20 protein-coding genes and 1 CRISPR repeat array are annotated in these 22,742 nt (G+C 48.4%); all 20 genes read right to left on the bottom strand.

All coding sequences use genetic code 11. The features are described from left to right. Positions 1 to 13: 13 nt before the first annotated feature. The 20 genes from FYJ35_RS00680 to FYJ35_RS00770 all read right to left on the bottom strand — a co-directional run bounded on the left by FYJ35_RS00680 (position 14) and on the right by FYJ35_RS00770 (position 22,683). Positions 14 to 559, bottom strand: a complete 546-nt coding sequence (locus FYJ35_RS00680) for a carboxymuconolactone decarboxylase family protein (RefSeq protein WP_154521658.1) — start codon at positions 557 to 559, stop codon at positions 14 to 16. Then, entirely contained in the window at positions 537 to 1,436 is a 900-nt protein-coding gene (locus FYJ35_RS00685) for a transporter substrate-binding domain-containing protein (protein WP_154521661.1), read from the bottom strand. The genes FYJ35_RS00680 and FYJ35_RS00685 overlap by 23 nt, the downstream gene beginning before the upstream one ends. Before the next feature lie 289 nt (positions 1,437 to 1,725). Continuing rightward, entirely contained in the window at positions 1,726 to 2,142 is a 417-nt protein-coding gene (locus FYJ35_RS00690) for an EamA family transporter (RefSeq protein ID WP_154521664.1), read from the bottom strand. A 182-nt stretch (positions 2,143 to 2,324) separates the two neighbouring features. Further along, the gene (locus FYJ35_RS00695) at positions 2,325 to 2,984 is read right to left on the bottom strand and encodes an SGNH/GDSL hydrolase family protein (RefSeq protein ID WP_154521667.1); all 660 of its coding nucleotides are present in this window, start codon (positions 2,982 to 2,984) and stop codon (positions 2,325 to 2,327) included. Between the two features lie 131 nt (positions 2,985 to 3,115). Beyond that, positions 3,116 to 3,379, bottom strand: coding sequence for a hypothetical protein (locus FYJ35_RS15295; RefSeq protein WP_154521670.1), 264 nt, complete (start codon positions 3,377 to 3,379; stop codon positions 3,116 to 3,118). A 170-nt stretch (positions 3,380 to 3,549) separates the two neighbouring features. Next, the gene (locus tag FYJ35_RS00705) at positions 3,550 to 5,106 is read right to left on the bottom strand and encodes a glycoside hydrolase family protein (RefSeq protein ID WP_205839643.1); all 1,557 of its coding nucleotides are present in this window, start codon (positions 5,104 to 5,106) and stop codon (positions 3,550 to 3,552) included. A gap of 169 nt (positions 5,107 to 5,275) precedes the next feature. Next, positions 5,276 to 5,386: a DUF1622 domain-containing protein gene (locus FYJ35_RS15300; protein WP_320809020.1), complete on the bottom strand. Its 111-nt coding sequence runs from the start codon at positions 5,384 to 5,386 to the stop codon at positions 5,276 to 5,278. A 20-nt stretch (positions 5,387 to 5,406) separates the two neighbouring features. Further along, positions 5,407 to 5,580, bottom strand: a complete 174-nt coding sequence (locus FYJ35_RS14900; protein WP_328597013.1) for a hypothetical protein — start codon at positions 5,578 to 5,580, stop codon at positions 5,407 to 5,409. 78 nt (positions 5,581 to 5,658) lie between these two features. After that, positions 5,659 to 6,141, bottom strand: coding sequence for a DUF2798 domain-containing protein (locus FYJ35_RS00715; RefSeq protein ID WP_154521673.1), 483 nt, complete (start codon positions 6,139 to 6,141; stop codon positions 5,659 to 5,661). Positions 6,142 to 6,421: 280 nt separating this feature from the next. Beyond that, positions 6,422 to 10,538: direct repeats of the CRISPR family, unit length 33 nt; unit sequence GCTTAAATCCACCCCGCCCACACGGGCGGGGAC. A 161-nt stretch (positions 10,539 to 10,699) separates the two neighbouring features. Next, positions 10,700 to 10,990 carry a CRISPR-associated endonuclease Cas2 gene (gene cas2, locus FYJ35_RS00720; RefSeq protein ID WP_154521676.1) on the bottom strand — a complete coding sequence of 97 codons (291 nt, stop codon included), beginning with the start codon at positions 10,988 to 10,990 and terminating at the stop codon, positions 10,700 to 10,702. Positions 10,991 to 11,058: 68 nt separating this feature from the next. Then, positions 11,059 to 12,090: a type I-C CRISPR-associated endonuclease Cas1c gene (gene cas1c / locus FYJ35_RS00725; protein WP_154521679.1), complete on the bottom strand. Its 1,032-nt coding sequence runs from the start codon at positions 12,088 to 12,090 to the stop codon at positions 11,059 to 11,061. Further along, positions 12,087 to 12,746 (bottom strand): CRISPR-associated protein Cas4, encoded by a 660-nt coding sequence (gene cas4 / locus FYJ35_RS00730; RefSeq protein ID WP_154521682.1) that lies wholly within the window; start codon positions 12,744 to 12,746, stop codon positions 12,087 to 12,089. Before cas4 ends, cas1c begins: the two co-directional genes overlap by 4 nt. Continuing rightward, positions 12,733 to 13,611 (bottom strand): type I-C CRISPR-associated protein Cas7/Csd2, encoded by an 879-nt coding sequence (gene cas7c, locus FYJ35_RS00735; protein ID WP_154521685.1) that lies wholly within the window; start codon positions 13,609 to 13,611, stop codon positions 12,733 to 12,735. Before cas7c ends, cas4 begins: the two co-directional genes overlap by 14 nt. 42 nt (positions 13,612 to 13,653) lie before the next feature. Next, positions 13,654 to 15,636, bottom strand: a complete 1,983-nt coding sequence (cas8c, locus tag FYJ35_RS00740; protein WP_154521688.1) for a type I-C CRISPR-associated protein Cas8c/Csd1 — start codon at positions 15,634 to 15,636, stop codon at positions 13,654 to 13,656. Next, positions 15,617 to 16,360 (bottom strand): type I-C CRISPR-associated protein Cas5c, encoded by a 744-nt coding sequence (cas5c, locus tag FYJ35_RS00745; RefSeq protein WP_154521691.1) that lies wholly within the window; start codon positions 16,358 to 16,360, stop codon positions 15,617 to 15,619. Before cas5c ends, cas8c begins: the two co-directional genes overlap by 20 nt. A gap of 21 nt (positions 16,361 to 16,381) precedes the next feature. Continuing rightward, entirely contained in the window at positions 16,382 to 18,895 is a 2,514-nt protein-coding gene (cas3, locus tag FYJ35_RS00750; RefSeq protein WP_154521694.1) for a CRISPR-associated helicase Cas3', read from the bottom strand. Between the two features lie 662 nt (positions 18,896 to 19,557). Then, the gene (locus FYJ35_RS00755; RefSeq protein ID WP_154521697.1) at positions 19,558 to 20,193 is read right to left on the bottom strand and encodes an energy transducer TonB; all 636 of its coding nucleotides are present in this window, start codon (positions 20,191 to 20,193) and stop codon (positions 19,558 to 19,560) included. Further along, on the bottom strand, positions 20,190 to 21,017 hold the full coding sequence (locus tag FYJ35_RS00760; RefSeq protein WP_154521700.1) for a metal ABC transporter permease: 828 nt from the start codon (positions 21,015 to 21,017) through the stop codon (positions 20,190 to 20,192). The genes FYJ35_RS00755 and FYJ35_RS00760 overlap by 4 nt, the downstream gene beginning before the upstream one ends. Further along, a complete protein-coding gene (locus tag FYJ35_RS00765) occupies positions 21,014 to 21,721 on the bottom strand; it encodes a metal ABC transporter ATP-binding protein (protein ID WP_154521703.1) in 708 nt (235 codons plus the stop codon). The genes FYJ35_RS00760 and FYJ35_RS00765 overlap by 4 nt, the downstream gene beginning before the upstream one ends. After that, positions 21,721 to 22,683, bottom strand: coding sequence for a metal ABC transporter substrate-binding protein (locus FYJ35_RS00770; protein WP_154521706.1), 963 nt, complete (start codon positions 22,681 to 22,683; stop codon positions 21,721 to 21,723). Before FYJ35_RS00770 ends, FYJ35_RS00765 begins: the two co-directional genes overlap by 1 nt. Positions 22,684 to 22,742 lie beyond the last annotated feature (59 nt).

A 22,742-nucleotide genomic window follows, 5' to 3' on the forward strand; every position in this document is an offset into this window, starting at 1 on the left:
AGTCTCCTGCTCCTCACAAATCGACCTTCAGGATATCATTGACATAGTTGTTCGCAACCATCATGACGCCCATGGCTGTGAGGACGACCATAATCTCTTCTGCCTTCTCCTCGTCTACTGGTTCCCCGTCTTTCCCACCATTCTTCAAAAACTCTTCCTTCAGCGCAAAGAACTCCTCATCCGTGATTTCCTTTGGCGCTTGTCCGACCTTTTTCCCGAAGTTCATGAGCATTTCCTGTCTGTGCGTCAGGTGAAAATGCTTCGGATCAATACCATGTTCCTCCCGGAGCAGCTTGCTGAAGTATGTTGTGCAGACCAGGCAGTCATTCGAAACCGATACCGCATATTCAAAAAGATCTCCGTCCAGCTTTCCAATCAGTTTCTGCAGATCATCATCGAGCGCATAGGAAGCTACCTCCACTGCGTTAAACGCATTCACATTGTGAAGAAGCGTCCTTTTTTCATTCGTAATCTTTCGTCCTTCCGCAATATGCTTCCAGATTGCCGCCTTCACTTCCGCTGGCGCTGTTTCCGGATCAATCTGTGATATTCTTCCCATCGTCATCACCCTCTCTATCTGCTTCCGAAACGCCCTCCGTTTCTGCTTCTGTACCAGAACCGGAAGCCTCCTTCTTTCCCCCGATTGAATCGTAGTCTATGACATCCGCATCAAAATACTTCTCTGAAAGCTTTCCAAGCTCCCCGTCTTTTTTCAGTGTATTGAGCGCGTCATTTATGGCTGCATTCAGATCTGTTCCCTTCTTTGTCGGGATGGCAAACTGGTCGACATCATCCTTATTTCCATCAATCGTAAATGCAATTTTCAGATCGGCATCCGGATGTTCCTTCATATACGGGCCGAACTGGACATCCTCCAGCAATGTAAAGTCCACTCTTCCGCTGGTAATCAGATCGAATGCCTGCTGCATGGTATCGATCGGAACAATCGTCGCTCCAAGTGCCTCCAGCTGATCCGCATATTCCGTCGTAATATTCTCAGCCACCTTCTTGCCCTTCAAGTCGTCCAGTGACTTGATCGAATCATTATCGCCCTTTACGATGACATGACGATAAAGGGAAACATACGGATCGGTAAAGTCATACTTTTTCTTCCGTTCATCTGTCACCGATACTGCATTGATCACGGTGTCAATTCGACCTGAATCAATGGATGCCAGGAGAGAATCCCACTCTGACTCAACAAACTGTACTTTCAATCCCAGCTTTTCGCCTATTGCCTTCGCCACCTCAACATCAAAGCCTGTCAGTTCTCCGCTTTCATCATGATAGGTAATCGGCGGATATGTTCCCTCTACTCCAACTGTCAACACGCCGTCTTTTACAGTGTCATATGCATATGCGCTGCCGGATACAAGCGCCGTCAAAGCAGCCGCTGCAGTCAGACCGATGAAAACCCTTTTCCCTCTGATGCTCATATCAATTCCCTCCTCTTTAATACATACTTTATTGGTATGTTTTATATGTTATTTGGATTTGACTGTATTCTACGCACAATATATGAGTATGTCAATATGTTTTATAATATATTCATGATGTCCGTCTCAAAATACAAAGCGTGTCCGGATGCCAGGATATGCAATCAAGCTTGCATCGTAGCGTCTGGCCCGTCGCCTCCACAAAAAACAGCTGCCGGTACCCCTGCGGAGTTCCGGCAGCTGTTCAGTCATAAAAATGCTGCTTCATTCTATCAATCTGATGCCTGATTCAGGAAATGACCATAACCAGAGTTCCGGCAGTAAGAAGAAGCATCCCGATGATCGACTTGGTATTAATCATCTCATGCAGGAAGATAAACGCCAGAATCAACGTCAGCACGGTGCTCATCTTGTCGACCGGTACGACCTTCGAGGCTTCCCCGACCTGAAGCGCCCGGTAATAGCAGAGCCATGAAGCACCGGTACAGAGCCCCGACAGAATCAGAAACAGCCAGCTCTTCTTTCCAATACTTGTAAGCCCGCTTTCTGCATGTGTCAGAAATACCATCCCCCACGCCATCGCCAGGACAACAAAGGTACGGATCGCCGTCGCAAGATTCGAGTTCACTCCCTCGATTCCAACTTTTGCCAGAATGGATGTCAGTGCCGCAAAAACCGCCGAACCAATCGCAAACAACAGCCACATACTACTCCCTCCGTTTCTCTTGAATCTGCTTCTTCCCAGCCTTCTATGTAATGATATGAGTGTCAAAAGTACCTTTGACACTCATTTATGATTACGTTTCAATAAGTCCTGCCATCACTTGCATCAATGCATGCGTGGTGACGCACTTTTGACACTGTAATCATGTAGTAATATCGTAGCATCTATTTCCCTTGTCTACAAGAGATAATAGTAATTATTATTCTTTTAAGATATGGCGTCCACCACTCCAGATATCCCTCCCTGGTCGGGTGAATCGAATCCGCCATATACCGGCTCCGCTGCTCAGTTGTGATGTCATTGAAAGCTGCATCATTCCACAGGTTGATCAGCGCAATGTTCCACTTGCACTGAATACTCTGTAGCAGCACGACCATGGCAGCGTACTGTCCACTGTCGTATCTGGGGCTTGTATAGAACGCTACAGGGCAATTCCATGTTTTCCTTGCATAGGCAATGATATATTCGATGGCACCTGCAACCGTCTTCGTATCAAAATCATCCATGTCATACGTGCGGCAAACTTCTCCCATCTCTTTCATCTGGGTGGCGTCATTTGTCGAGAGCTGGCACACGAATAGATCCACCTTCATCTCCGGATTCAGTTTCTTCATCCTGCGGATATAGGAATCCGGCGCATCATCCACCAGCGTCGTCCCCGCAACTGCCTCCTTCGTCACCCTGCAGCCTGTCGCCTCTGCCAGAAAATCCACAAATGAAACCCCATTCGAAGCTGCTCCGTAGGTCACAGAACTGCCGAGGAACACGATATGCTTTCCACTCAGGGGATTATCACTTCTCACCGATTTTTTCAAAACTGTCATGATATCTGATCTTTCAGAATAATTCGGGATGCAACCGGTTCAATCACAAGGGTCTCTGCATTCAGACTGCAGCACCCCCTTGAGATTCAGTGTAAAGCATGCCTCCGGACTGTCCCATTCCGCAGTGACCTCTATTGCCCGGCCAGGCTCTGGCTTACAGCATGCCCCCAGCTCATGTTTCCCCACTCTACATCGAACGGATTATGTTGGTAATATAGATGCCATCTGCCATTTTTATAAAACAGGCCGTTCGGGTCATTCAGCCAGCCAGAACAGGACGTGAAATGAATGTACGGACGCGATTCCTGCGGACTCCGCAGGTACGCTTTGCAATGGATGTTGCCGAAAAAACGTTCTCCAAACTTCCCGTAAAGTACCAACTCTTCCCTGCCCATTGTCTGACCGGAAGTGCCGCATAAAAAACCGGTTCACAGTCCCTCTCTGTCCCTGTCATGAACTCAAAGATTTTCTGACTGCCCAGGGACACAGTAAATGATTCCTTTTTCGTACCGGCTCATACTGGAACCCACAGGTATTCTCTGGCAATGCGAACCTTCATACGAATTCACTTCTCCTCTTCTGTCAGTATTTCACAATCCTTTACACAGATTCCGCCATCTGCCGCAAACAGTCCAAGTTTGCGGTTCTTCCAATTGTACATCCGGAATCCGAACGCGACATCCCGATCAATGTATAAGACCGCCAGACTTCCCTGTATATAAAGTTCAAGCTGATAAGTTTTCCCCGGGGTCATGCGGAAGGACCGTTCCATCTCAACCGCATAAGGGAACATCTGGCCTCCCTGTTCATACATCCGGAGCCCAGAACGGAATTCGATCCGTGAAAAATCCGGTTCAAACATCAGATAATAACCAAAGTCAAACCGTTCGTCCACCTGCAGCGCCAGGCCGAAGGACCGCGGCGTCCCCTCATAACGAATTGAAGCTCTGATACAGCATTGCTCCGGAATCTGAAGAGAACCGATTGCGGCGGAATAGCCTTCCTGTGCATAGCATGATGCCTTTCCCGCCTCCATCGTCCATTGCCCTGTCAGCGGTGTGAATGAATCCGTTTTTTTTGCCGTAAATGCCTCTGCCACGCTTTCGACAGGCCTGGTTCCAAGGCTTCCGTCTTCATGCTGCACAAGCTGATGCGTCACGATGGATCCTCCCCAGTTCCAGCTCTTATAATCCGCTCCAAAATCAGTTCCCGGATCGAACCCCCATCCATTTTCACCCCTTGTCGGATTCCAGCCGAAAATATAGCGGTTCTTTCCATCTGTCCCGGTCTTAGCCGCATAGAAAGCCCTTCCGTCAAAGGTATCTCTTTCTGGCCTGATCCACGGTCCGGAAAGGCTGCGGCTCATCCGGTAATAGGTTGCAAATCCGTCCGTATAACTGGAAAATACCAGGTAATACCAGTCCCCCATGCAGAATAGATCCGGACATTCGTAAGCTCCCTGGTGCATATGCGGAGAATACAGCGGCTTCTGATAAGTCCAGTGTGAAAGGTCTTTTGATTTGCAGAGTGCAATGCATCCATTTCGCTCTGTCTTTCCGTTTTCTCTTGCTGCAAGAAGCATCCACCAGCAGGAATCCTCTTCATTCCAGAAAACAAACGGGTCTCTCCAGTCGCTCATGCGGTATATTGTTCCGTCCGGCCCGAACTTTTCCTCCGGGATATCTTTCCAGTGTACCAGGTCGACGCTGGTTGCATGGCGTGCCCACTGAGCAGCCGGATCTCGGTCAAACGTACAATAGAACATATGGTACAGGCCATCTACGCAGATTACGGACCCTGTCCCTCCCTGGATTTTGGTCGGTGTTTCCACATATGTGCGGAGATCCTCCGTCACAATCCGGTACCACCCATGGAAAGCCAGATCTTTTGGCGCATCCGAGTTCCAGTTCTTCAGATAGTAATTCTCGAACCGCTTTGTTTTCTCGTTATAGAATGGGATGACATCCCCGGTCTTGGCATATTCTGGTGTGTAAAATAATTGTCTCATGTGCTCTGCCTTCATTCTGTATGCTCTCTGTTGATCCCTGATGACAACCTGCTCCGTGTAAATGCCTCTGAACGATAGAAAGGCTCCGAAGAACATCCAGGTCATTTCTGACATTGCATTCTCCGAAGCCTTGAAATTCTACTGTCTGTCTTATGAGTCTGTATTCATTCGAGCACTCATTCTATCATAGTTCATTCTCAAAAGCATCCATTTTTCAACTTATGGCGTCAGTGTCGTGTTTTCGTGTCGTGTTTTCCGCCATGTCTTTCTTCTCATTCTTGATTTACCAGTGAATCAGGAAAGTCAATACCGCGCGGAGTACAATGATAGCCCCGAGTATGCCAAGCTCAGACCATTCGCGGACGACTACCGTACGGAGAACCTCGCCGCCCATCTTGAATTCCTAGGCAAGCGCTATGCCCTGCGCGAGGTCGAGACGGATATTCTTGCGGTCACGCCGTACCCATCGAATGACGCCAGGACGGCGGAAGTTACCAGAACGGCAATGCCAAAGAACTCGAGAAGGCTCGTGCACACCTCAACAATGTTGTACATATACGTTTCGAGTTCAGTAAGGAATATTTCCATGACCGTTTTCTCCTGAAAGGAACCTGTCCGTCGATTTCATCGTGCAAAGTGATTGTAGCATATTCGACGCCTCCTTCGTCACCTTGCAGACCGTCTTTTCCGCCAGAAAGAACACAAACATCGGAAAATTCCTCTTCCTGCCGGTCCGGCAAAGAAGATCTGCCAGCAAAGCGCCATAGGGAAATTCAGCGCTGCTGTCTGAAGCCAGACTCCAACAAGTCCTGCCTCCTGGTAATCCTTGAAAAGCAGCGTTGCTACAAAACTCATAGCCGGGCACATCAGGCAAACCGTCAGCGAGCAGCGAATCAACAGAATCATGATAAAAGGCATTCCATCTGTCATTACACGCTGTGTCAGCGCCATGACGGGCCGTTCCATCACAAACAGCTCCAGGACAATAGCCACCGGCCACATGATACGAAGTTCACCGAATGCCATCAGGAAAACGGCATCCTGCATTCCGCCAATATTGAGCGCAATGTTGTAGCAGATCATCGCATAGACCATCAGAAAGGCCATGATAACTGTAAATACGAAGTTTTCAAGCTTATTTTCAGGCATAAAAAACACTCCTTCCGGTGTTGTGAGGACGTGTTGTTCGTTATCACCAGAAGAAGTGTACGTTTCCAATTATACCGTATGAAAGTTGAACTCGGTTATGATACCATGTTATGGTTCCGGGTGCAAATCTCTTTCTAAAAATGTTATCTGCGTCATACATCTAAAAAGAAATAGGTGAATTACTGGCAAAGTCATATAAAGATTGCATCGGAGAAGATGTCAAAGTTACAGCCGAGATGGCACAGGCAGTGCTGAACCCGGCGCCGCATAACATAATGTGGCTTAAATCCACCCCGCCCACACGGGCGGGGACACTTATCTTTTGCGGAGTCGGAGATCATTTTTAGGCTTAAATCCACCCCGCCCACACGGGCGGGGACATACTTATACTGGTAATATGCTCCCGGTATTTCTGCTTAAATCCACCCCGCCCACACGGGCGGGGACTTCAACCTGACTCAATCCTTCGGCATAGGCAGTGTGCTTAAATCCACCCCGCCCACACGGGCGGGGACAATGTCACTGGCAATCGTGATATGATGATAGCGTGCTTAAATCCACCCCGCCCACACGGGCGGGGACTCCACAACTGCAGCGTGTACAACTGGGGACCGATGCTTAAATCCACCCCGCCCACACGGGCGGGGACATGAGTTATCCACATAGTTATCCACAATTAATGAGCTTAAATCCACCCCGCCCACACGGGCGGGGACGAGTGTTTGCTGTAATCTCAAAGGAGGAATAAAGCTTAAATCCACCCCGCCCACACGGGCGGGGACGACAATGCGACAATCATCCCGACGCTGTACGGTCTGCTTAAATCCACCCCGCCCACACGGGCGGGGACGACAATGCGACAATCATCCCGACGCTGTACGGTCTGCTTAAATCCACCCCGCCCACACGGGCGGGGACCTCTCGGCGGGGTGGATGATTCCATCCAGTACCTGCTTAAATCCACCCCGCCCACACGGGCGGGGACCTACCTGCGAGACAAGGACAGTTACATTTTTACGCTTAAATCCACCCCGCCCACACGGGCGGGGACAAAATACCTGCACTGTAAAATCAGCCTGATTTAAGCTTAAATCCACCCCGCCCACACGGGCGGGGACCGATATGCTCCGTCGTTGGGAACAGCTTTTCAAGCTTAAATCCACCCCGCCCACACGGGCGGGGACCGTCCGGCTCGCACCATTTCGGCAGCTTATCGCCGCTTAAATCCACCCCGCCCACACGGGCGGGGACGCAAGACTGCTAATCATGTCCTTGCCAAGCGTAAGCTTAAATCCACCCCGCCCACACGGGCGGGGACAATTATGCGTTTTTTTCGTTACTTTTCGTGCTCTGCTTAAATCCACCCCGCCCACACGGGCGGGGACATTTGTCCGAACGTAAGACCCTTTTCCGTCTTTGGGCTTAAATCCACCCCGCCCACACGGGCGGGGACCAGGTAGGCAGGGACAACCTTGCGTGCCTGATCTGCTTAAATCCACCCCGCCCACACGGGCGGGGACCAAGCCGACCGAGTCGGAAACGTGCGGTATTAGCGCTTAAATCCACCCCGCCCACACGGGCGGGGACTTGTTATGTGTGGCGTCACGCCTTCCCGTCCGAGCTTAAATCCACCCCGCCCACACGGGCGGGGACCACGTCATCGAGGGTTTTCAACAGCGTCTTCATCGCTTAAATCCACCCCGCCCACACGGGCGGGGACACACAGCGAGTGGCTTTGCAAAAGAGATGCTAAGCTTAAATCCACCCCGCCCACACGGGCGGGGACATCTGCCTGTATGGGAAAGAGGCGGACAGGCAGAGCTTAAATCCACCCCGCCCACACGGGCGGGGACCCTAGCTGCGCATTTCTTATCCTCCGCTTAACTCCGCTTAAATCCACCCCGCCCACACGGGCGGGGACAACACAGCGAGTGGCTTTGCAAAAGAGATGCTAAGCTTAAATCCACCCCGCCCACACGGGCGGGGACTAAGACGTCCGTTGAAAAAGACATCAAGTCAGGGCTTAAATCCACCCCGCCCACACGGGCGGGGACGGGATTCACAAGCGACTTCAATTTTAACCTGTAGCTTAAATCCACCCCGCCCACACGGGCGGGGACCACATCCAGCCTGAATTGGCGCGATGCATCAAAGCTTAAATCCACCCCGCCCACACGGGCGGGGACCATGGATTCATCCACTACATCCCGCTTGTGTTCGTGCTTAAATCCACCCCGCCCACACGGGCGGGGACCAATGTCGACAACAAGGGAGCGACGAAAGGTAAGCTTAAATCCACCCCGCCCACACGGGCGGGGACACAGGATCGGATCGCCATTGTCATTCCTCGGGAAGCTTAAATCCACCCCGCCCACACGGGCGGGGACCATGTGGTGCTCAGCAACGGCCTTGTTGTAGAGCGCTTAAATCCACCCCGCCCACACGGGCGGGGACATGAATGCAGCATCATCATCACCGATGGATATAGTGCTTAAATCCACCCCGCCCACACGGGCGGGGACGTCAGTGAATATCTGCACAAGCTGTTTTATGAGTGCTTAAATCCACCCCGCCCACACGGGCGGGGACACAGAAAATCCGTCCAGATCGTCGCCCCTGAAGAGCTTAAATCCACCCCGCCCACACGGGCGGGGACCCACTACATCCAGGATTCCCAGATCGTCCAGGTTTGCTTAAATCCACCCCGCCCACACGGGCGGGGACCGCCGATATGTCGTTGTCACGCCGTCCGAGTACAGTGCTTAAATCCACCCCGCCCACACGGGCGGGGACTTCTTTTGGCAAGCTGATCGAGACATGCCTGCGTGCTTAAATCCACCCCGCCCACACGGGCGGGGACTGAGAGCCTGAAGCTTCACGCAAAGATGGAATGGCTTAAATCCACCCCGCCCACACGGGCGGGGACGCTTTGTCTTTGCGTTGAAATCTCCAGACATTGAGCTTAAATCCACCCCGCCCACACGGGCGGGGACACCGGACAGCGGGACAGCTGATCGCGGAACTAAAGCTTAAATCCACCCCGCCCACACGGGCGGGGACATTGCTCAGCTGTTCAACAGTCTGCACGTCAGAGCTTAAATCCACCCCGCCCACACGGGCGGGGACCCTTGTACGCCACGCTGTCAGGCGACCATTCGGGGCTTAAATCCACCCCGCCCACACGGGCGGGGACCTAGCTGCGCATTTCTTATCCTCCGCTTAACTCCGCTTAAATCCACCCCGCCCACACGGGCGGGGACAGAGTATATCGATCCGGCACAGCTAAGCTATCAGGCTTAAATCCACCCCGCCCACACGGGCGGGGACCGCAGGAGCTGTACAATGGTCTGCTGAAAGAGGAAGCTTAAATCCACCCCGCCCACACGGGCGGGGACGGAATGACCTGTAAGCGATGGGCACTGCTGACTGCTTAAATCCACCCCGCCCACACGGGCGGGGACTGCATCAAAGAAATCAATATAGAAATGCTCAAAGCTTAAATCCACCCCGCCCACACGGGCGGGGACCACGTCATCGAGGGTTTTCAACAGCGTCTTCATCGCTTAAATCCACCCCGCCCACACGGGCGGGGACGAGGATTTTCGGAAGATGTGATTAACGATATCAAGCTTAAATCCACCCCGCCCACACGGGCGGGGACCAGGCAGCAGCAGGAAATTCTCGCCAGAAACGGCGCTTAAATCCACCCCGCCCACACGGGCGGGGACGCAGAACGTGCCCCAACCGGTGTTTGCGTACGTGTGCTTAAATCCACCCCGCCCACACGGGCGGGGACGTAGCAAAGATGAGTGATGGCGAAGCAAAGAATAGCTTAAATCCACCCCGCCCACACGGGCGGGGACGCTCGGGCACTCAGAAGAGAGCTTTAATCAGGTGCTTAAATCCACCCCGCCCACACGGGCGGGGACCTATGCTTCAAATGCTGGCGCAGGCGGAGAACCGCTTAAATCCACCCCGCCCACACGGGCGGGGACTAGAAAAACATCTGCGTGATCCAGTTATTGGTATGCTTAAATCCACCCCGCCCACACGGGCGGGGACCTTTTCCCTTTTTGGTGTCATGTCGCGTGATCAGGCTTAAATCCACCCCGCCCACACGGGCGGGGACATGATTCGAGACGGAACATCATCATTTTTGATGATGCTTAAATCCACCCCGCCCACACGGGCGGGGACATTTGCCATAAAGCGCAGTGAAACAATGTAGTAAGCTTAAATCCACCCCGCCCACACGGGCGGGGACCATGTACACGCAGCATCATGCCTGCTGGGATGCGCTTAAATCCACCCCGCCCACACGGGCGGGGACAGCTGAAGGTTGCGACTGCAATTGTACGGGAATTGCTTAAATCCACCCCGCCCACACGGGCGGGGACAGCAAAAACATACAAAACTCTAAAGAATAACTCTTCTGATATTAGCAGATATGTTTAAAGATATCCGATATAGCGATTTTTTGTCGTTCTATCAAACTATGAGGAGTGCAATTCCAGGTGCGAAAGCTCCAGTAATGTATGAGTGATCATATCCCGCACCACTATAAAATGAGGCTTCCTTCCTGATCCGGTGTTACCTTCATCCCATAATGCTCGACCTTTTTCTTATATTCGTTTCCAAGGTTATATATTCGTACACTATCCTTCGATTCATCGATTACATCCAGTATTGCCGCCCTGAAAGTCACAAGCTGCGAAGCATCGAGGTTGCATTCAAACACGGAGTTCTGAACGCGAATTCCGTAATTCAGACATATTTGGGCAACTTTTCGAAGTCTTTTCTTTCCGCTCACAGACTCCGTATTTACATCATATGTCAATATTATCATCATACTGTATCGCCTGCTTTCTACCATCCCCTTAGATTCTCACGAAAGGCTTCTGCTGAGGCAATATTCCTTTATTTCCACATAAATGGCGGATATTCATCGAGATCGCCCCGGATAGTCCTTGACAGTAGCAGTGCCTGAATATATGGCACAAGCCCCCACTTCACTTTCTCCTGCAAATAGGGATGCACAATCTCTTCCTTTTTTCTTTCCTGCCACTTCGCCAAAAATATCTTTCTCGAATCATCCGTCATCAGAACCGCCCCATCACTGGTCACTGAGAAACTTTTATTCGTCAGCATCTTTTTGTTGATCAGCGTCAAAACAAATCGATCCGCCATAGGCGCTCTTAATTCTTCTTCAAGATCCAGAGCCAACGATGCCCGCCCCGGTTTATCGGTGTGCATAAATCCAGCATAGGAATCAAGACCAACCGACTCTAGTGCATTCATACAATCATTTGCAAGTAATGTGTAAGCAAACGACAACATGGCATTAACTTTATCGAGCGGAGGTCTACGATTTCTTCCGCTAAAACAAAAGTCATCCTTCTGGTTCAGAATCAGATCATTAAAAACTCTGAAATAGTCAACTGCACTATCTCCTTCAACTCCCCTCAGGTTTGATACTGAGTCCGCTATACGAATTTTTTCAACCTGCGTCTTAAGCTTTTCAATACTCTCCCGAAGTCTGTCGCCGTTCACTCTCATAGGGTAATCTCGAAGTGTGCGGTCAACCGTCCAGCGCTCATTGAATACCTTACCCAAAACCATGTTCCTGGCGTACGGCAGTGAGCGCCTTTCATCATCACTAATCCGATATTGTTCTTTTCTGAGAAGGATATTCCCTCTGCTCCTACCCTCAACTCGGCACAGAAATTTACCATATGGGGTAAACATAGCAAACCCGATACCATTTGCCGCGCATGCCCCCATCAGTTCCGGTGATGCACCAGAATAGCTGAAGGAAATGATTCCTTCAAAAATATGCAGGGGAAATTGCCCTATTTTCTCTCTTCCTTCAGTAATTACAACCGATTCTCCTTCCAGGCTGAGATAATAATCATCGGTTAGGATAAACAGCGTATTCAACAGTTTTTTCAATGGCCATCCACACTTTCCGAGATATATGTTTTGACGGAACGTATTTTCGTCATTTCCGGAAGACAAATGTCCTTCAGCGAACACTTCGCACAACCCTTTCTAGGTTTGCTTTTTGGAGTATACCCTCTGCTAAAGTACTCGTGCATTTCCAGAAATGAATCCATCACTTTTTTTCTGAGCGTTTCGTCAAAATTAACCTCTTTCCGTCTGTGTGTTTCTCCCCAGAAAAGATCGCCGGCATCGATCTGACAACAAAGCATTTCCTCGAGACACATTGCTTCCGCACATAGCTGGGCAGCATCCGCCTCGTTAAAATCGTATCTCCCACTTTTGTACTCGATGGGCAGAACGTTCCACCTGCCCTCCAATCCATTGACCACAATTCCGTCTGACGTCCTGTGAAACTCTACTACATCACAGTTTCCGCTGACACCCAGACTGGATGAATGGATTTTGAGCCCGCGAACTATAACTGTATCGCCCCGCTTTTCTAATTCCGCCGCATTATGAGCCCTCTTATGGAACAATTTGCCGGAAGATGTAAGCTCATTTTCTTTCCACTGCTGTTCTACATGAATGAGTGCCCATTGCCTTCTGCAGAAAAGAAAATGTTGGATTCCTGAAAGCATCAAATACTCATCTTCAGAATATGTCATGCACGATAGGCTCCTCCATCTCAGGAAGCTTGTTGATGGAAACCTCGTAATCTGAATAAGATTCGGGCAACTCAACACCCTCTTTGCGTTTGACCTGTACTGTATTGAAAATCTTCGAAGCCGGATAGATAACGTCTCCGCCTTCCCACCAGACTGTCTTCACTACATCGACACTTCCTGCCGGTCTGGCTGCAGATTCATCATTAAGGAACAAGGTATCCAAGGCTTGCTGAATATCTTCCTTATCCTGTTCTGTGAATCCATTTTTTTCTGCAAACAGCGGATTAACAGATCCCTTGATTACATACAGTCCGAACCGGACACTGTGCTTTAACCCCATGGTATCAGATCCACGCTTGTCTCCAGTTTCACTGTTCGTACTTTTTGTAATCTGTGTGCTCACTATGTCAACCGGATCCACGCTCTCTGCCTCCTGAATGGTCACCGCTGCGCGAATACCGATGGAGACCCCGTTCCCGTTCTGCTGTTCGTCCGAATCTGCTCTGCCTCCCTTCTTCAGGGCGATCGTTGCACCAAACGCCCTGACATCTTCATAATTACTGCAGATAATGCTTGTCATCTTATTGTTGTCTTTCGCTTTCTCTGCTTCAACAAATTCCTTGCTGCTATCAAGCCTGTCATGAATGCTTTTGAAACCATCTTTAATTCTGTCATCAGAAACAATCAGGATATTCCGCCCCATATCCTGCATTCTGTTTCTCATTTTTCTTTTTATGCACACGTCCGTGATATAGCCTTTTCCATCCGCATGCTGCCTCGGGCGATTTCCATTCAGAGGATCACCGTTTGGATTTGCGTCAGATACCGCTACCAGTGCCATAAAATAACTTCTGTTAACTGCCATAGAACGCTCCTTTCCAAAATAAATATCTTTTATCTGGTCCGATTAGTTATCCGTAGTTGTTTTGTTCTCCTGCTCCGATCCAGCAGTTTTTTCTTTCTTCCTCCCCAGCTTCAATTCTCTTCTCTGAAGATAAAACCCCAGAAGGTACTGTGGATCTAGTGCCCTGTTGGATCTTGCAAGGCTGCTCATGTCCGCATCCTCGAATCTTGATACGATTTCCTCCAGGGTCTTCTGGTAAAACACTCGAGATCCTGCAGGCAGTTGTGCCTCGTACGGCAGAAGAAGATTCTTTAACTCCTGCCACGTCGTCATAGGATGATTGACATATGCGTTCCACAACCGTCTGGCATTCGTTTCCCTGTTACTGTCAGAGCCATTTTTCTTTCGATCCAGTACAGTCTGCTCAATCGCATCTTCCACTGCCAAAATTCTCCCGAACAGATAACTCCGGTCCGTAGATTCCATGTTTAGTTCCATTTTTGCCTCCCCTCCCTGATTGTGAATCAATAACCTTTGTCTGACTGCTGCGCAGGCCGCTCGCAGAATGGATTCATGGTATATATCAAATCTCATTGGCTCCGACGCCTGTGTCACAAGCGCCCGGACAAAATGTTCTGGAAGTGGCTGGCCATTTAATATATGCGCTGCAATATCCTGAACGGTTTCTTTAAATAGTTTCCTGTCAACATCAAGATAACTTTGCCTGTTTTTTTCTCTTTCTGTTCCAAGTGCGCATCTTGCAAGCATAAAAATTGATGGCGATAATACAGTACAATTCTGTCTGCTTCCAAAATACCAGGAACATGTTTCATACCAGTCATCAAGGCGTTCAAAAAATTCTCTGACAAGCATTTTCTGATAATACACCATAGTAAACCGACCAGAAGTTGCTGCATCGAATGCAGCAACAGTGAGCCCTGTTTCCATCTGTGATGACTTTGTCTCGTAGTAGATTGCTTTTTTTAGATGATCTCTTCCGCTTACAAATTCATTGCCAGACTGAATTCCTTTAAAAAGTTCCATCCCTGCATCATAGACTTCGGAAGTTTTAAACGAAGGATCCCAGCAGATCATATATCGGGAGCAATCATCGTTGCCACCGGGCGAAAAATCACCGGCAGATATTTTAATCGACTGCGTTCCAATGAGCCATCGAAGGGTGTTATGAACTTTCTGAGATGTATCGTACCCAATCTGAAGCCGCTGAGATTCATCTGTAAATCTCTCACCGGTGAAGTTCATCAATGCATTTTCAGATGTCGATACCGAAATCAGTTTTGCGTTTGCCGCTCCGGGAAGCACTTTCTTAGGATGAAAAGTCGGAACATCTTCAACTCTGCCGGTTATGCCATCCAATTCCTTATGTCCGTTTCTACCCCTGAGGTTTGTATAATAGGCAGTCCAGGAATCGAGCAGCGTCACGTCTTCCCATGTATTGCGGCTTTCCCCATCTGCTGTCAGGACACAAAAACGAATCGGTATGGCCATACTGGTTTTCTGATATTTTTGATTCTTGTCTGTGCTTTCTTCGGTTCCTCCTAATACACCATTCTGGTTTGCCTTCAGGACATCTGCCTCGATCAGATCCTCAATAACATCATTTCCCTCAATATATTTCAGAATAGCCCTTGCTTTAGGATGCGAGTATTCCGATTGGCACCAGTCTTCCAGTTGCTTTTTATATGCCGTATAAGAGACATTCTCTCCACTCTTATCGACCAAGGAAGGACAATGCTTCGCTATATCCTTGGTAATAAACATAAGCTTGTCATTGACAGCCTGCGGTCTTGTTTTTGCGGCTCCACTTGTCCTGGACTGTGACTCTTCCGTGATCGCAAGCAGTGTCTTCTCGTCACCCTTGTTTACCTTAACCGCACTGGCGAATTTGCCTTCCTCCGTTATTGTTATCTGGATCCCGGCTTTCCCGTACTCATGGGCAACCGGTACTATTTTCTCTTTAAAAGCATCGCTGTCTTTTTCTTCCTCATATGTATTTAGCAAATCATTAAACAGAGGCATTCGCATCCTCCTTCTCTTTCTGGAATTTCTTTGCTGTTCCCTTGCGAATCAACTTGTGAAGACATTCCTCCGGACGTTTGAAAGTGATAATCCCGTTTTCCATTGTCACATCGCTGATATCGAGTAGCAGATTGGTTCTTGATTCGTCAGAGTAGCCTTCATCCGGATAGCTGATCCCATGATACATATAGCCATATCGGATTGTGCCAGTCTCGTCAAAGGCACCTTTCCCTTCTCCAAACTTACAGGGCTTCACATCCGCAATGCACTCGTGTTTACCCAGAAAAACATCCCTTCGTCCTCCTCGAATCAACGATTTTGCGAAGATTCCATAATGTTTTTTCTGATCTCTATCCCATTCGTACTCAGGTCGATTCATATTCCATTCGAAATGCGCCTTCACCTGATACCTGACATCCATAAGATAGGTGTAGTAGGCAAGATCATTTCCGCCGTTCAGTTTCGGCAGCTTTACACCCCTTGTCTCCATCTTGATTGCATTCATCACCCTTACCTTATCAACGATCCACTCAAACGTGGGTTTCCAGTAGATGCTTTTCAGCACACCTTTGATCGCCTCATAGGTTGGAATTTCGTAGGTAGATTTCTCGCCGCCTGCAGACACGATAGGATCCGCAAAAAGTGCCATCCGGGCGGAAACTTCAAATTCCACGCTGTTTTTCTCAGCATACTGTTTCCCCAGTTGTATTTCTTCTGCTTTTATTCCCATCCTCACTCACCTTCTTCCCTATTACAGCATCATGTCCTCTGCTTTATATTCCGTCTGATCATCCAAACCAAAAAGATCGCTGTAAGCCCTCTCTCCGACAGCCAGCACATGGTCATCCATCAGATGTTCCAGCAGTCCTTTCTCCTCCAATTTCTTCTTCTGCCACTCATATATTTTAACGGAAAATTCTGAAGCCTCCTTGATGGATTTATGAATTTCATCAAATTCATATGGCATACAGTTCCTAAGGAAATAAATGATTTCTTTTCCCTTTCCATACGGTACTAACACATCCTCTGTAGCATCCTCAAAGACCCGGAATTCCCGCCCCATCGTTTCGAACGGCTGCCGCAAAACATATTGTCTCGATTTCTGACTGATATAGATTGGTTTGAGATCCCCCGCCAGCAGTCTCGCATAAGTGTGAAGATCTCCTTCAAGCGGATATTCCGTAATACGGCTGCTGCTGGAGGCTTCATACATATTCAGATAAAAATCTCTTACGAATTCTGGAGAATCAACTGCCATTCCTGAATTACGGTACAGCGTTTCTGTCATTGCCTCCTGTGCGCTCTGAATATCCGGCAATCCCTTCAAATTTTCACCCCTAAGTTTCACGATAAAGAAATTTCCGTTACCGTATTCATTGCTTCGATTGCATCTTCCTGCTGATTGGACGATGTTGTCATCTCCAGCCAGTACACGTAATACTGTGTGAAAAGAGAAATCTACGCCTGCCTCAACAAGCTGTGTGGAAATCAGGATCAGTCTTCTGCCATTATCCTCGGTTATAGCTCCGCTGAACCGTTTCTGTATTCTTCTCAGGAGACTGAATACTGTCTCGAGCACCTTTTTCCTGTGTGCCTTACACATAGATGCAGAAAGATGGACGACATCTGTTTCACTGTCAGCATCTTCACGGATCTTTTCAAATAACTGTTTTGCCTCCCGTTTTGTATTGCAAATGACCAGGACGGACTGATCCTGTGATGCCCGATTCAGGCAAAAACCGGCTATGTCTTCGATTGTCGACCCATATTTTGAGATTCTATTCTCGATTCTACACCGTTTGAAAACACCCAGTTCAGATTCTGTCAATCTGACCATCTCCTCACTGCTTACATTGAGCGGAAAGTTCAATCCCTCCAATGCCGGCTGTGTTGCGGACGAAAGGATGATGGTTGACCCGCAGAAACCAGCGAGAAAATTCATGGCAATATTGAAGATCTGAAGGGTCTTACGCGGCAGAGACTGCACTTCATCGAACACAATGACTGAATCACAAAGCGCTCTCATTCTTGCAACGGATTGCGTTTTATCGGAAAAAAGGATCTCGAGCAATTGGACCATCGTTGTAATAATGACAGGTGCCGACCAGCGGTCCCGCATTACATCGTACTGATCCGCCTCATCGCGGGACTTTCCCTCCATCACCACATCGGAATGATGTTCAAGAATGGTTTCCTTCCTTGGAAGAGAATCCCGAATCACTTTCGCATTCTGATCGATAATCGTGAGAAGAGGCGCCACGAAAATAATCTTCTTTTTATGATATTTCAATGCATGCGCCAGCGCATATCGAAGAACTGCGAGAGTCTTTCCACCACCGGTTGGGACATTCAGCCTGTATATGCCCGGCTCCTTCTCTGCAAATACCCTGCATTGATCCGAGATAAGCTGCCGCACATGGTTGATCGACGATTCATGATCAAACCCTGCGATCTTATTTTCCAAAAACCTGAGATCCACGTCCCACAAACCCGTGATATCTCCAAATGCCTTTTGAGCTGAAAACTCCGCCGTATCCCTTCGGTCTGCGTACATAATCGCAGAAGATACCATGCGTACGAGCACTGAAGTTATTGCCTTCTGGTAGCCTACCGAGAAATCATTCAAGATCCGGTTATCATGGATTCCTGCGGACAGATCTCTCAGATGTTGCTGAAGCTTATTGAAATATGCATCAACTTCGTCAACGGCACTTCTGAATAAAAAATCAATTTCCTCCGGATCTGAAATTTCATGCTCAAACGAATATTTTGCCTGTGCATATTCGATCTGATCCCGATTTGCCTCAAGCCTGTGAAGAAACCCATTTCTTCCGTCATAACTCACGCAGTCAAAAAGTCCATGGTGTGCCCCGACTGCATAAGCGATCATTTCAGAAGTAAGTTTCGACATCTCCATTTTTCTTCTGTCTGCTCCGCCGCACAGGCTTTCTTTATGAACAGTGTTTCCATTTTCCAAAGCAACACCGCCATGATATCTTTCCAGAATATAAATACAGCCTGCGAATGTGTGGTTTACACTTCCTCTTTGAACCTTCTTCCCTTCCGCAGCATTTCGGATATAATTCTGGAATTTCTGTGTTCCTTTTCCGTCATGAAGGATGCCTGCAAGCATGCCAAGCGATGGGAATCCCACACTTTCGAGCGCCTGTGCAGTGTATTCTCCCACCCTTCTGTTATGATCCCGCAGACTTTGACTTCGCTCTTTTCGCGTTCTCTCATCGATATACAGATGTGCTATATTCATTCGAAGCTTTCCTTCCTCGACAAGACTTCCAACAAGTGTATCCCATTACCTTAACAGGTAGACAACTGTTATAATTATAATACTTTTTCTGATTATTAATGACGACTTTTTAAGAATTTAAATTATATTGCTCTTATTGCATTCTGCGCCGACCGACGGCCACTGATGCGTTTGCAAACGGCCACTCGGCGGACTCCAACGGCCAGTCAGGAAGACATTATTCCACGGTGCTCTTGACATGAGCCTCCTTCGCATATGATGGGATGGCAAAGCGGCAAGGCAGTGTAAACACAGCCTTTGCCATGGCGGAACAGCCTATCATATGCTACTCATGTAAAGAGCCTTTCGCGGCATAACGCCTTCCTGACTGGCTGGCCGCTGAGAAATGCATCGTGGTCGTTTAGCCCCGCGAAGTCGGCCGTTGGGTGGCGCTCCATGCACTTATGTTTGAAATTACTGATTTTATTGATTTTGCATACAAAAAAATATCTATATCTCCTAGTTACAGTACCTTGGATGAAACCTTCGAATAGAAAAACAAATAAAAAAATGAGCACTATCCAACCTACATTTTGTAAATTAGATCGTGCTCATTCTGCATCGAAACATTCAAATGTCATCAGAAGCGGAGAACTGCATCGCGTCAAATGGATAACCACAGATTAATCCGATATAGGATTGACGCCTGTATGATTCATTTTTTGAACATTCAGCGCTTCTATGTAGTAGAACGGTTTTGTTTCTCTGTTACTCAGTTTTATTTTTCCTTCCCGGAGAATGCCGGTTACTGCAATCCAGGTCTCCTGCGAAGTAAATCCGGAAAGATCCTGATCTGTCTGAAATTCAAAATCGACGTACCCACCCGTACAGTAAGGACAGACCGGACCGTTTCTTCCAACAAATGTGTATTTTCCCATATTAAGAAAGTATCCTTCAATCTCGACGGTTTTCCCCGCATAGTTTTGAAAGTTGATATACCAGTCATTGATTTGTGTCATATAAAGGCGGTCTCCAACGGTAATGTCAATCACTGAAGGATCAAATGATTTTCGATCTTCTGCTATGTCGTATGGGTATTCATCCGATACTGTCTTAACCGGCTGCTGCAGAGCATCAGTTGATGGAGTCGAAATTTCTGAAGAATCATTTGTTGTATCTGGGAGCACTTCAACTGTTTTTCCGTTCCCTGGCGTCTGATGTACGGACTTTTGTTGAATCTTTTTCCATAGTCCCACATCGAACAAAAGCAAAAGAACGACAACTAGAATCCACTTTCCGTACCTTCGTCCAGGTGTCAAGAACAACCTCTCCCTTCTTTCACTTTCTCTACAATAAAAAAGAGAAGAAACAGGATAATGTTTGTAACAACGATGCAGGCTCCTGTCGGAACGGCATGCAGGTAAGAAAAAACAAGTCCCGTCAAGAAACAGAAGACCGCAAGAAACGCGGACAGAATTACCGTTGCTTTAAATTTCCGGGCGACACGCATCGCTGTAAGGGAAGGGAATACAATCAGACTTGATATCAGCAGTGTTCCCATCATCCGCATTCCAAGAACTACGGTTACTGCGGTCAGAATCGCAATGACCATGTTGTAAAGGCGGACATTTACCCCTGTCGCCCCTGCAAATGTTTCATCAAATGTCACAGCGAAAATCCGGTTGAAAAACAGTACATACAGCTCCAGAACCGCGATACTGAGAACAATGGAAAGATATAAATCGCTGCTGCTCATGGCAAGAATACTGCCGAACATATAGTTGCACACATCCGTGTTCATTCCTGTCGTCAGAGAAATAACCATGACGCCGACCGCCAGTGCACCGCTGCACATCAGCGCCGTTGCTGCATCTCCTTTGATTCTGGAGCTTTCCTTCAATTGAAGCAGGAAAAACGCGGCAGCAACACAGACTGGAATAGAAATGTATAAAGGGGAAAATCCGAAGGGGTACGCACAGGCAAGTGCGGCAAAGCCAACATGGGACAGCCCGTCTCCGATCATGGAATAGCGCTTCAGGACCAGGCTTGTTCCCAATAAGGCAGCACACAGCGAGACAAGAACGCCAACAATAAGCGCCCGCACCAGGAATGGGTAGGAAAGCATCTCAGTCAGAATCATCATGACGATCCTCCTCCCAGGAACACTTTTCCTGCCGGACTCTTCCTGTAATCAGTGGCAGTTCCAAAAAACATCTGCCTGCCTGCAATATGCAGAATATGGCTTGCCTCCCGCACTGCTCCCTCTACATCATGGGACACCATAACGATTGTGATCTTTTTCTCTTCCCGAAGATTCCGGATGATTCGATACATATTTCCTGAGACAACCGGATCGAGTCCGGTCACCGGCTCATCCAGAAGCAGGATTTTCCGGGTGGCGCAGAGGGCACGCGCCAATAGCACCCTCTGCTGCTGCCCTCCTGAAAGATCCCGGTAGCAGCGCTCTCTTAATGGGCTGATTCCAAGTATCTCCATGTTTTCTCTGGCAGTATTTTTCTGTGCTTTGCTAAAAAAGACATGATGTCCCATCTGATTCAGGCATCCAGACAGCACAACCTCATAAACACTTGCCGGAAAGTCCTTCTGCACCTGTGTCTGCTGCGGAAGATATCCAATTTCGTCAGGTCTAAGTCTGTCTCCGTAGATCACACTGCCCTCCACGGGTTTTTTTAACCGGAGAAGGCCTTTGACAAGCGTACTTTTCCCCGCACCATTTTCTCCTACGATCGCAAGATAATCGCCCTCGTGCACCTCGAAAGATAAATTTGCGACAGCAGGTCTTCCCTCATATGAAAAGCTGACATGTTTGCACTGTAAAAGGCACATTAGTTCAGTGCCTCCTGAAGCGCTTCCACATTATGTTTCATCAGACTGACATAGGTCGCGCCTTTTTTGAAATCCTCATCGCTTACGTTATGTAGAGCGTTCAATAGTTCTGATTTCGCGCCTGTTGCCTCTGCAATGGAATCAGCCATCTGCCCGTTGGACAGCTCGATGTGAAATACCACTGGAATGCCATCCTGCTTGACCTTGTCTGTCAGAAATGCGACTGTCTTCGCCGAAGGCTGGGTATCCGTTGAGCATCCTGGAAATGCCGCATAGTAGGTGAGTCCGTACTCCTCGCAAAAATACCGGAACGGGAATCTGTCAGCGACAATCAGTTTCTTTCGCTTCGAATGACTCACTACATCTTTAAACTGCCTGTCAAGGTTCTGAATCTGGTTGATGTAGCTTTTTGCATTTCTGCTGTAAACCTCCTGATCGGCAGGATCCAGCTTTTCTATTGCCTGCTCCATGTTTTGCACGATCGTGATGGCATTTGCAGGAGAGGTCCATACATGTTCGTCCATCTCCGGCTCTTTTTCTTCCTCTTCTTCGCTTTCTTCTTCCGCTTCCATCCCCTCCACGATCTCTTCTTCTACTGTTTTCACCTGATCCATCAGTTTGAATATCGTCATTCCTGATCGATCCATGGAGCTCAGCACATCAGAAACCCATTCATCAGAATCTCCACCGACATAAACAAACAGGTCGCTGTTCTGAATTTGAATGATATCCTCTGGCGTCGGTTCATATGTATGACTTTCTGCTCCCGGCTTCAGCAGCATTTTGACATCTGCTTTGTCTCCTGCGATCTGCCGGGCAAAATCGTATTCCGGAAAGTTGGTGCAGACAATCGAAAGCCTGTCCGGGGTCTGCCCGGAGGAAGGTGCCGCGTTGGCGCATGTTGAAAGAACGGCCGCTGCAAAAGCAGCCGCCATAACCGTTGTCCGTTTTTTCTTTTTCATTATTCTAAACTCCTCTGTTCTTTTCCAGACATAATCTGTAAACGTACGACTTTGAACAA

It is taken from the genome of Porcincola intestinalis, assembly GCF_009696445.1.
Lineage (GTDB): Bacteria > Bacillota > Clostridia > Lachnospirales > Lachnospiraceae > Porcincola > Porcincola intestinalis.

Coding starts and splice junctions, on each gene's coding strand:
- FYJ35_RS00680 (WP_154521658.1), bottom strand. CDS start 559: ATGGGAAGAATATCACAGATTGATCCGGAAACAGCGCCAGCGGAAGTG.
- FYJ35_RS14900 (WP_328597013.1), bottom strand. CDS start 5,580: ATGGAAATATTCCTTACTGAACTCGAAACGTATATGTACAACATTGTT.
- FYJ35_RS00715 (WP_154521673.1), bottom strand. CDS start 6,141: ATGCCTGAAAATAAGCTTGAAAACTTCGTATTTACAGTTATCATGGCC.
- cas8c (WP_154521688.1), bottom strand. CDS start 15,636: ATGCGAATGCCTCTGTTTAATGATTTGCTAAATACATATGAGGAAGAA.
- cas7c (WP_154521685.1), bottom strand. CDS start 13,611: ATGGCAGTTAACAGAAGTTATTTTATGGCACTGGTAGCGGTATCTGAC.
- FYJ35_RS00685 (WP_154521661.1), bottom strand. CDS start 1,436: ATGAGCATCAGAGGGAAAAGGGTTTTCATCGGTCTGACTGCAGCGGCT.
- FYJ35_RS00765 (WP_154521703.1), bottom strand. CDS start 21,721: ATGTGCCTTTTACAGTGCAAACATGTCAGCTTTTCATATGAGGGAAGA.
- cas5c (WP_154521691.1), bottom strand. CDS start 16,360: ATGGGAATAAAAGCAGAAGAAATACAACTGGGGAAACAGTATGCTGAG.
- cas3 (WP_154521694.1), bottom strand. CDS start 18,895: ATGAATATAGCACATCTGTATATCGATGAGAGAACGCGAAAAGAGCGA.
- FYJ35_RS00770 (WP_154521706.1), bottom strand. CDS start 22,683: ATGAAAAAGAAAAAACGGACAACGGTTATGGCGGCTGCTTTTGCAGCG.
- FYJ35_RS15295 (WP_154521670.1), bottom strand. CDS start 3,379: ATGGGCAGGGAAGAGTTGGTACTTTACGGGAAGTTTGGAGAACGTTTT.
- FYJ35_RS00695 (WP_154521667.1), bottom strand. CDS start 2,984: ATGACAGTTTTGAAAAAATCGGTGAGAAGTGATAATCCCCTGAGTGGA.
- FYJ35_RS00690 (WP_154521664.1), bottom strand. CDS start 2,142: ATGTGGCTGTTGTTTGCGATTGGTTCGGCGGTTTTTGCGGCACTGACA.
- cas2 (WP_154521676.1), bottom strand. CDS start 10,990: ATGATGATAATATTGACATATGATGTAAATACGGAGTCTGTGAGCGGA.
- FYJ35_RS15300 (WP_320809020.1), bottom strand. CDS start 5,386: ATGGGCGGCGAGGTTCTCCGTACGGTAGTCGTCCGCGAATGGTCTGAG.
- cas4 (WP_154521682.1), bottom strand. CDS start 12,746: ATGACATATTCTGAAGATGAGTATTTGATGCTTTCAGGAATCCAACAT.
- FYJ35_RS00760 (WP_154521700.1), bottom strand. CDS start 21,017: ATGATGATTCTGACTGAGATGCTTTCCTACCCATTCCTGGTGCGGGCG.
- FYJ35_RS00705 (WP_205839643.1), bottom strand. CDS start 5,106: ATGTCAGAAATGACCTGGATGTTCTTCGGAGCCTTTCTATCGTTCAGA.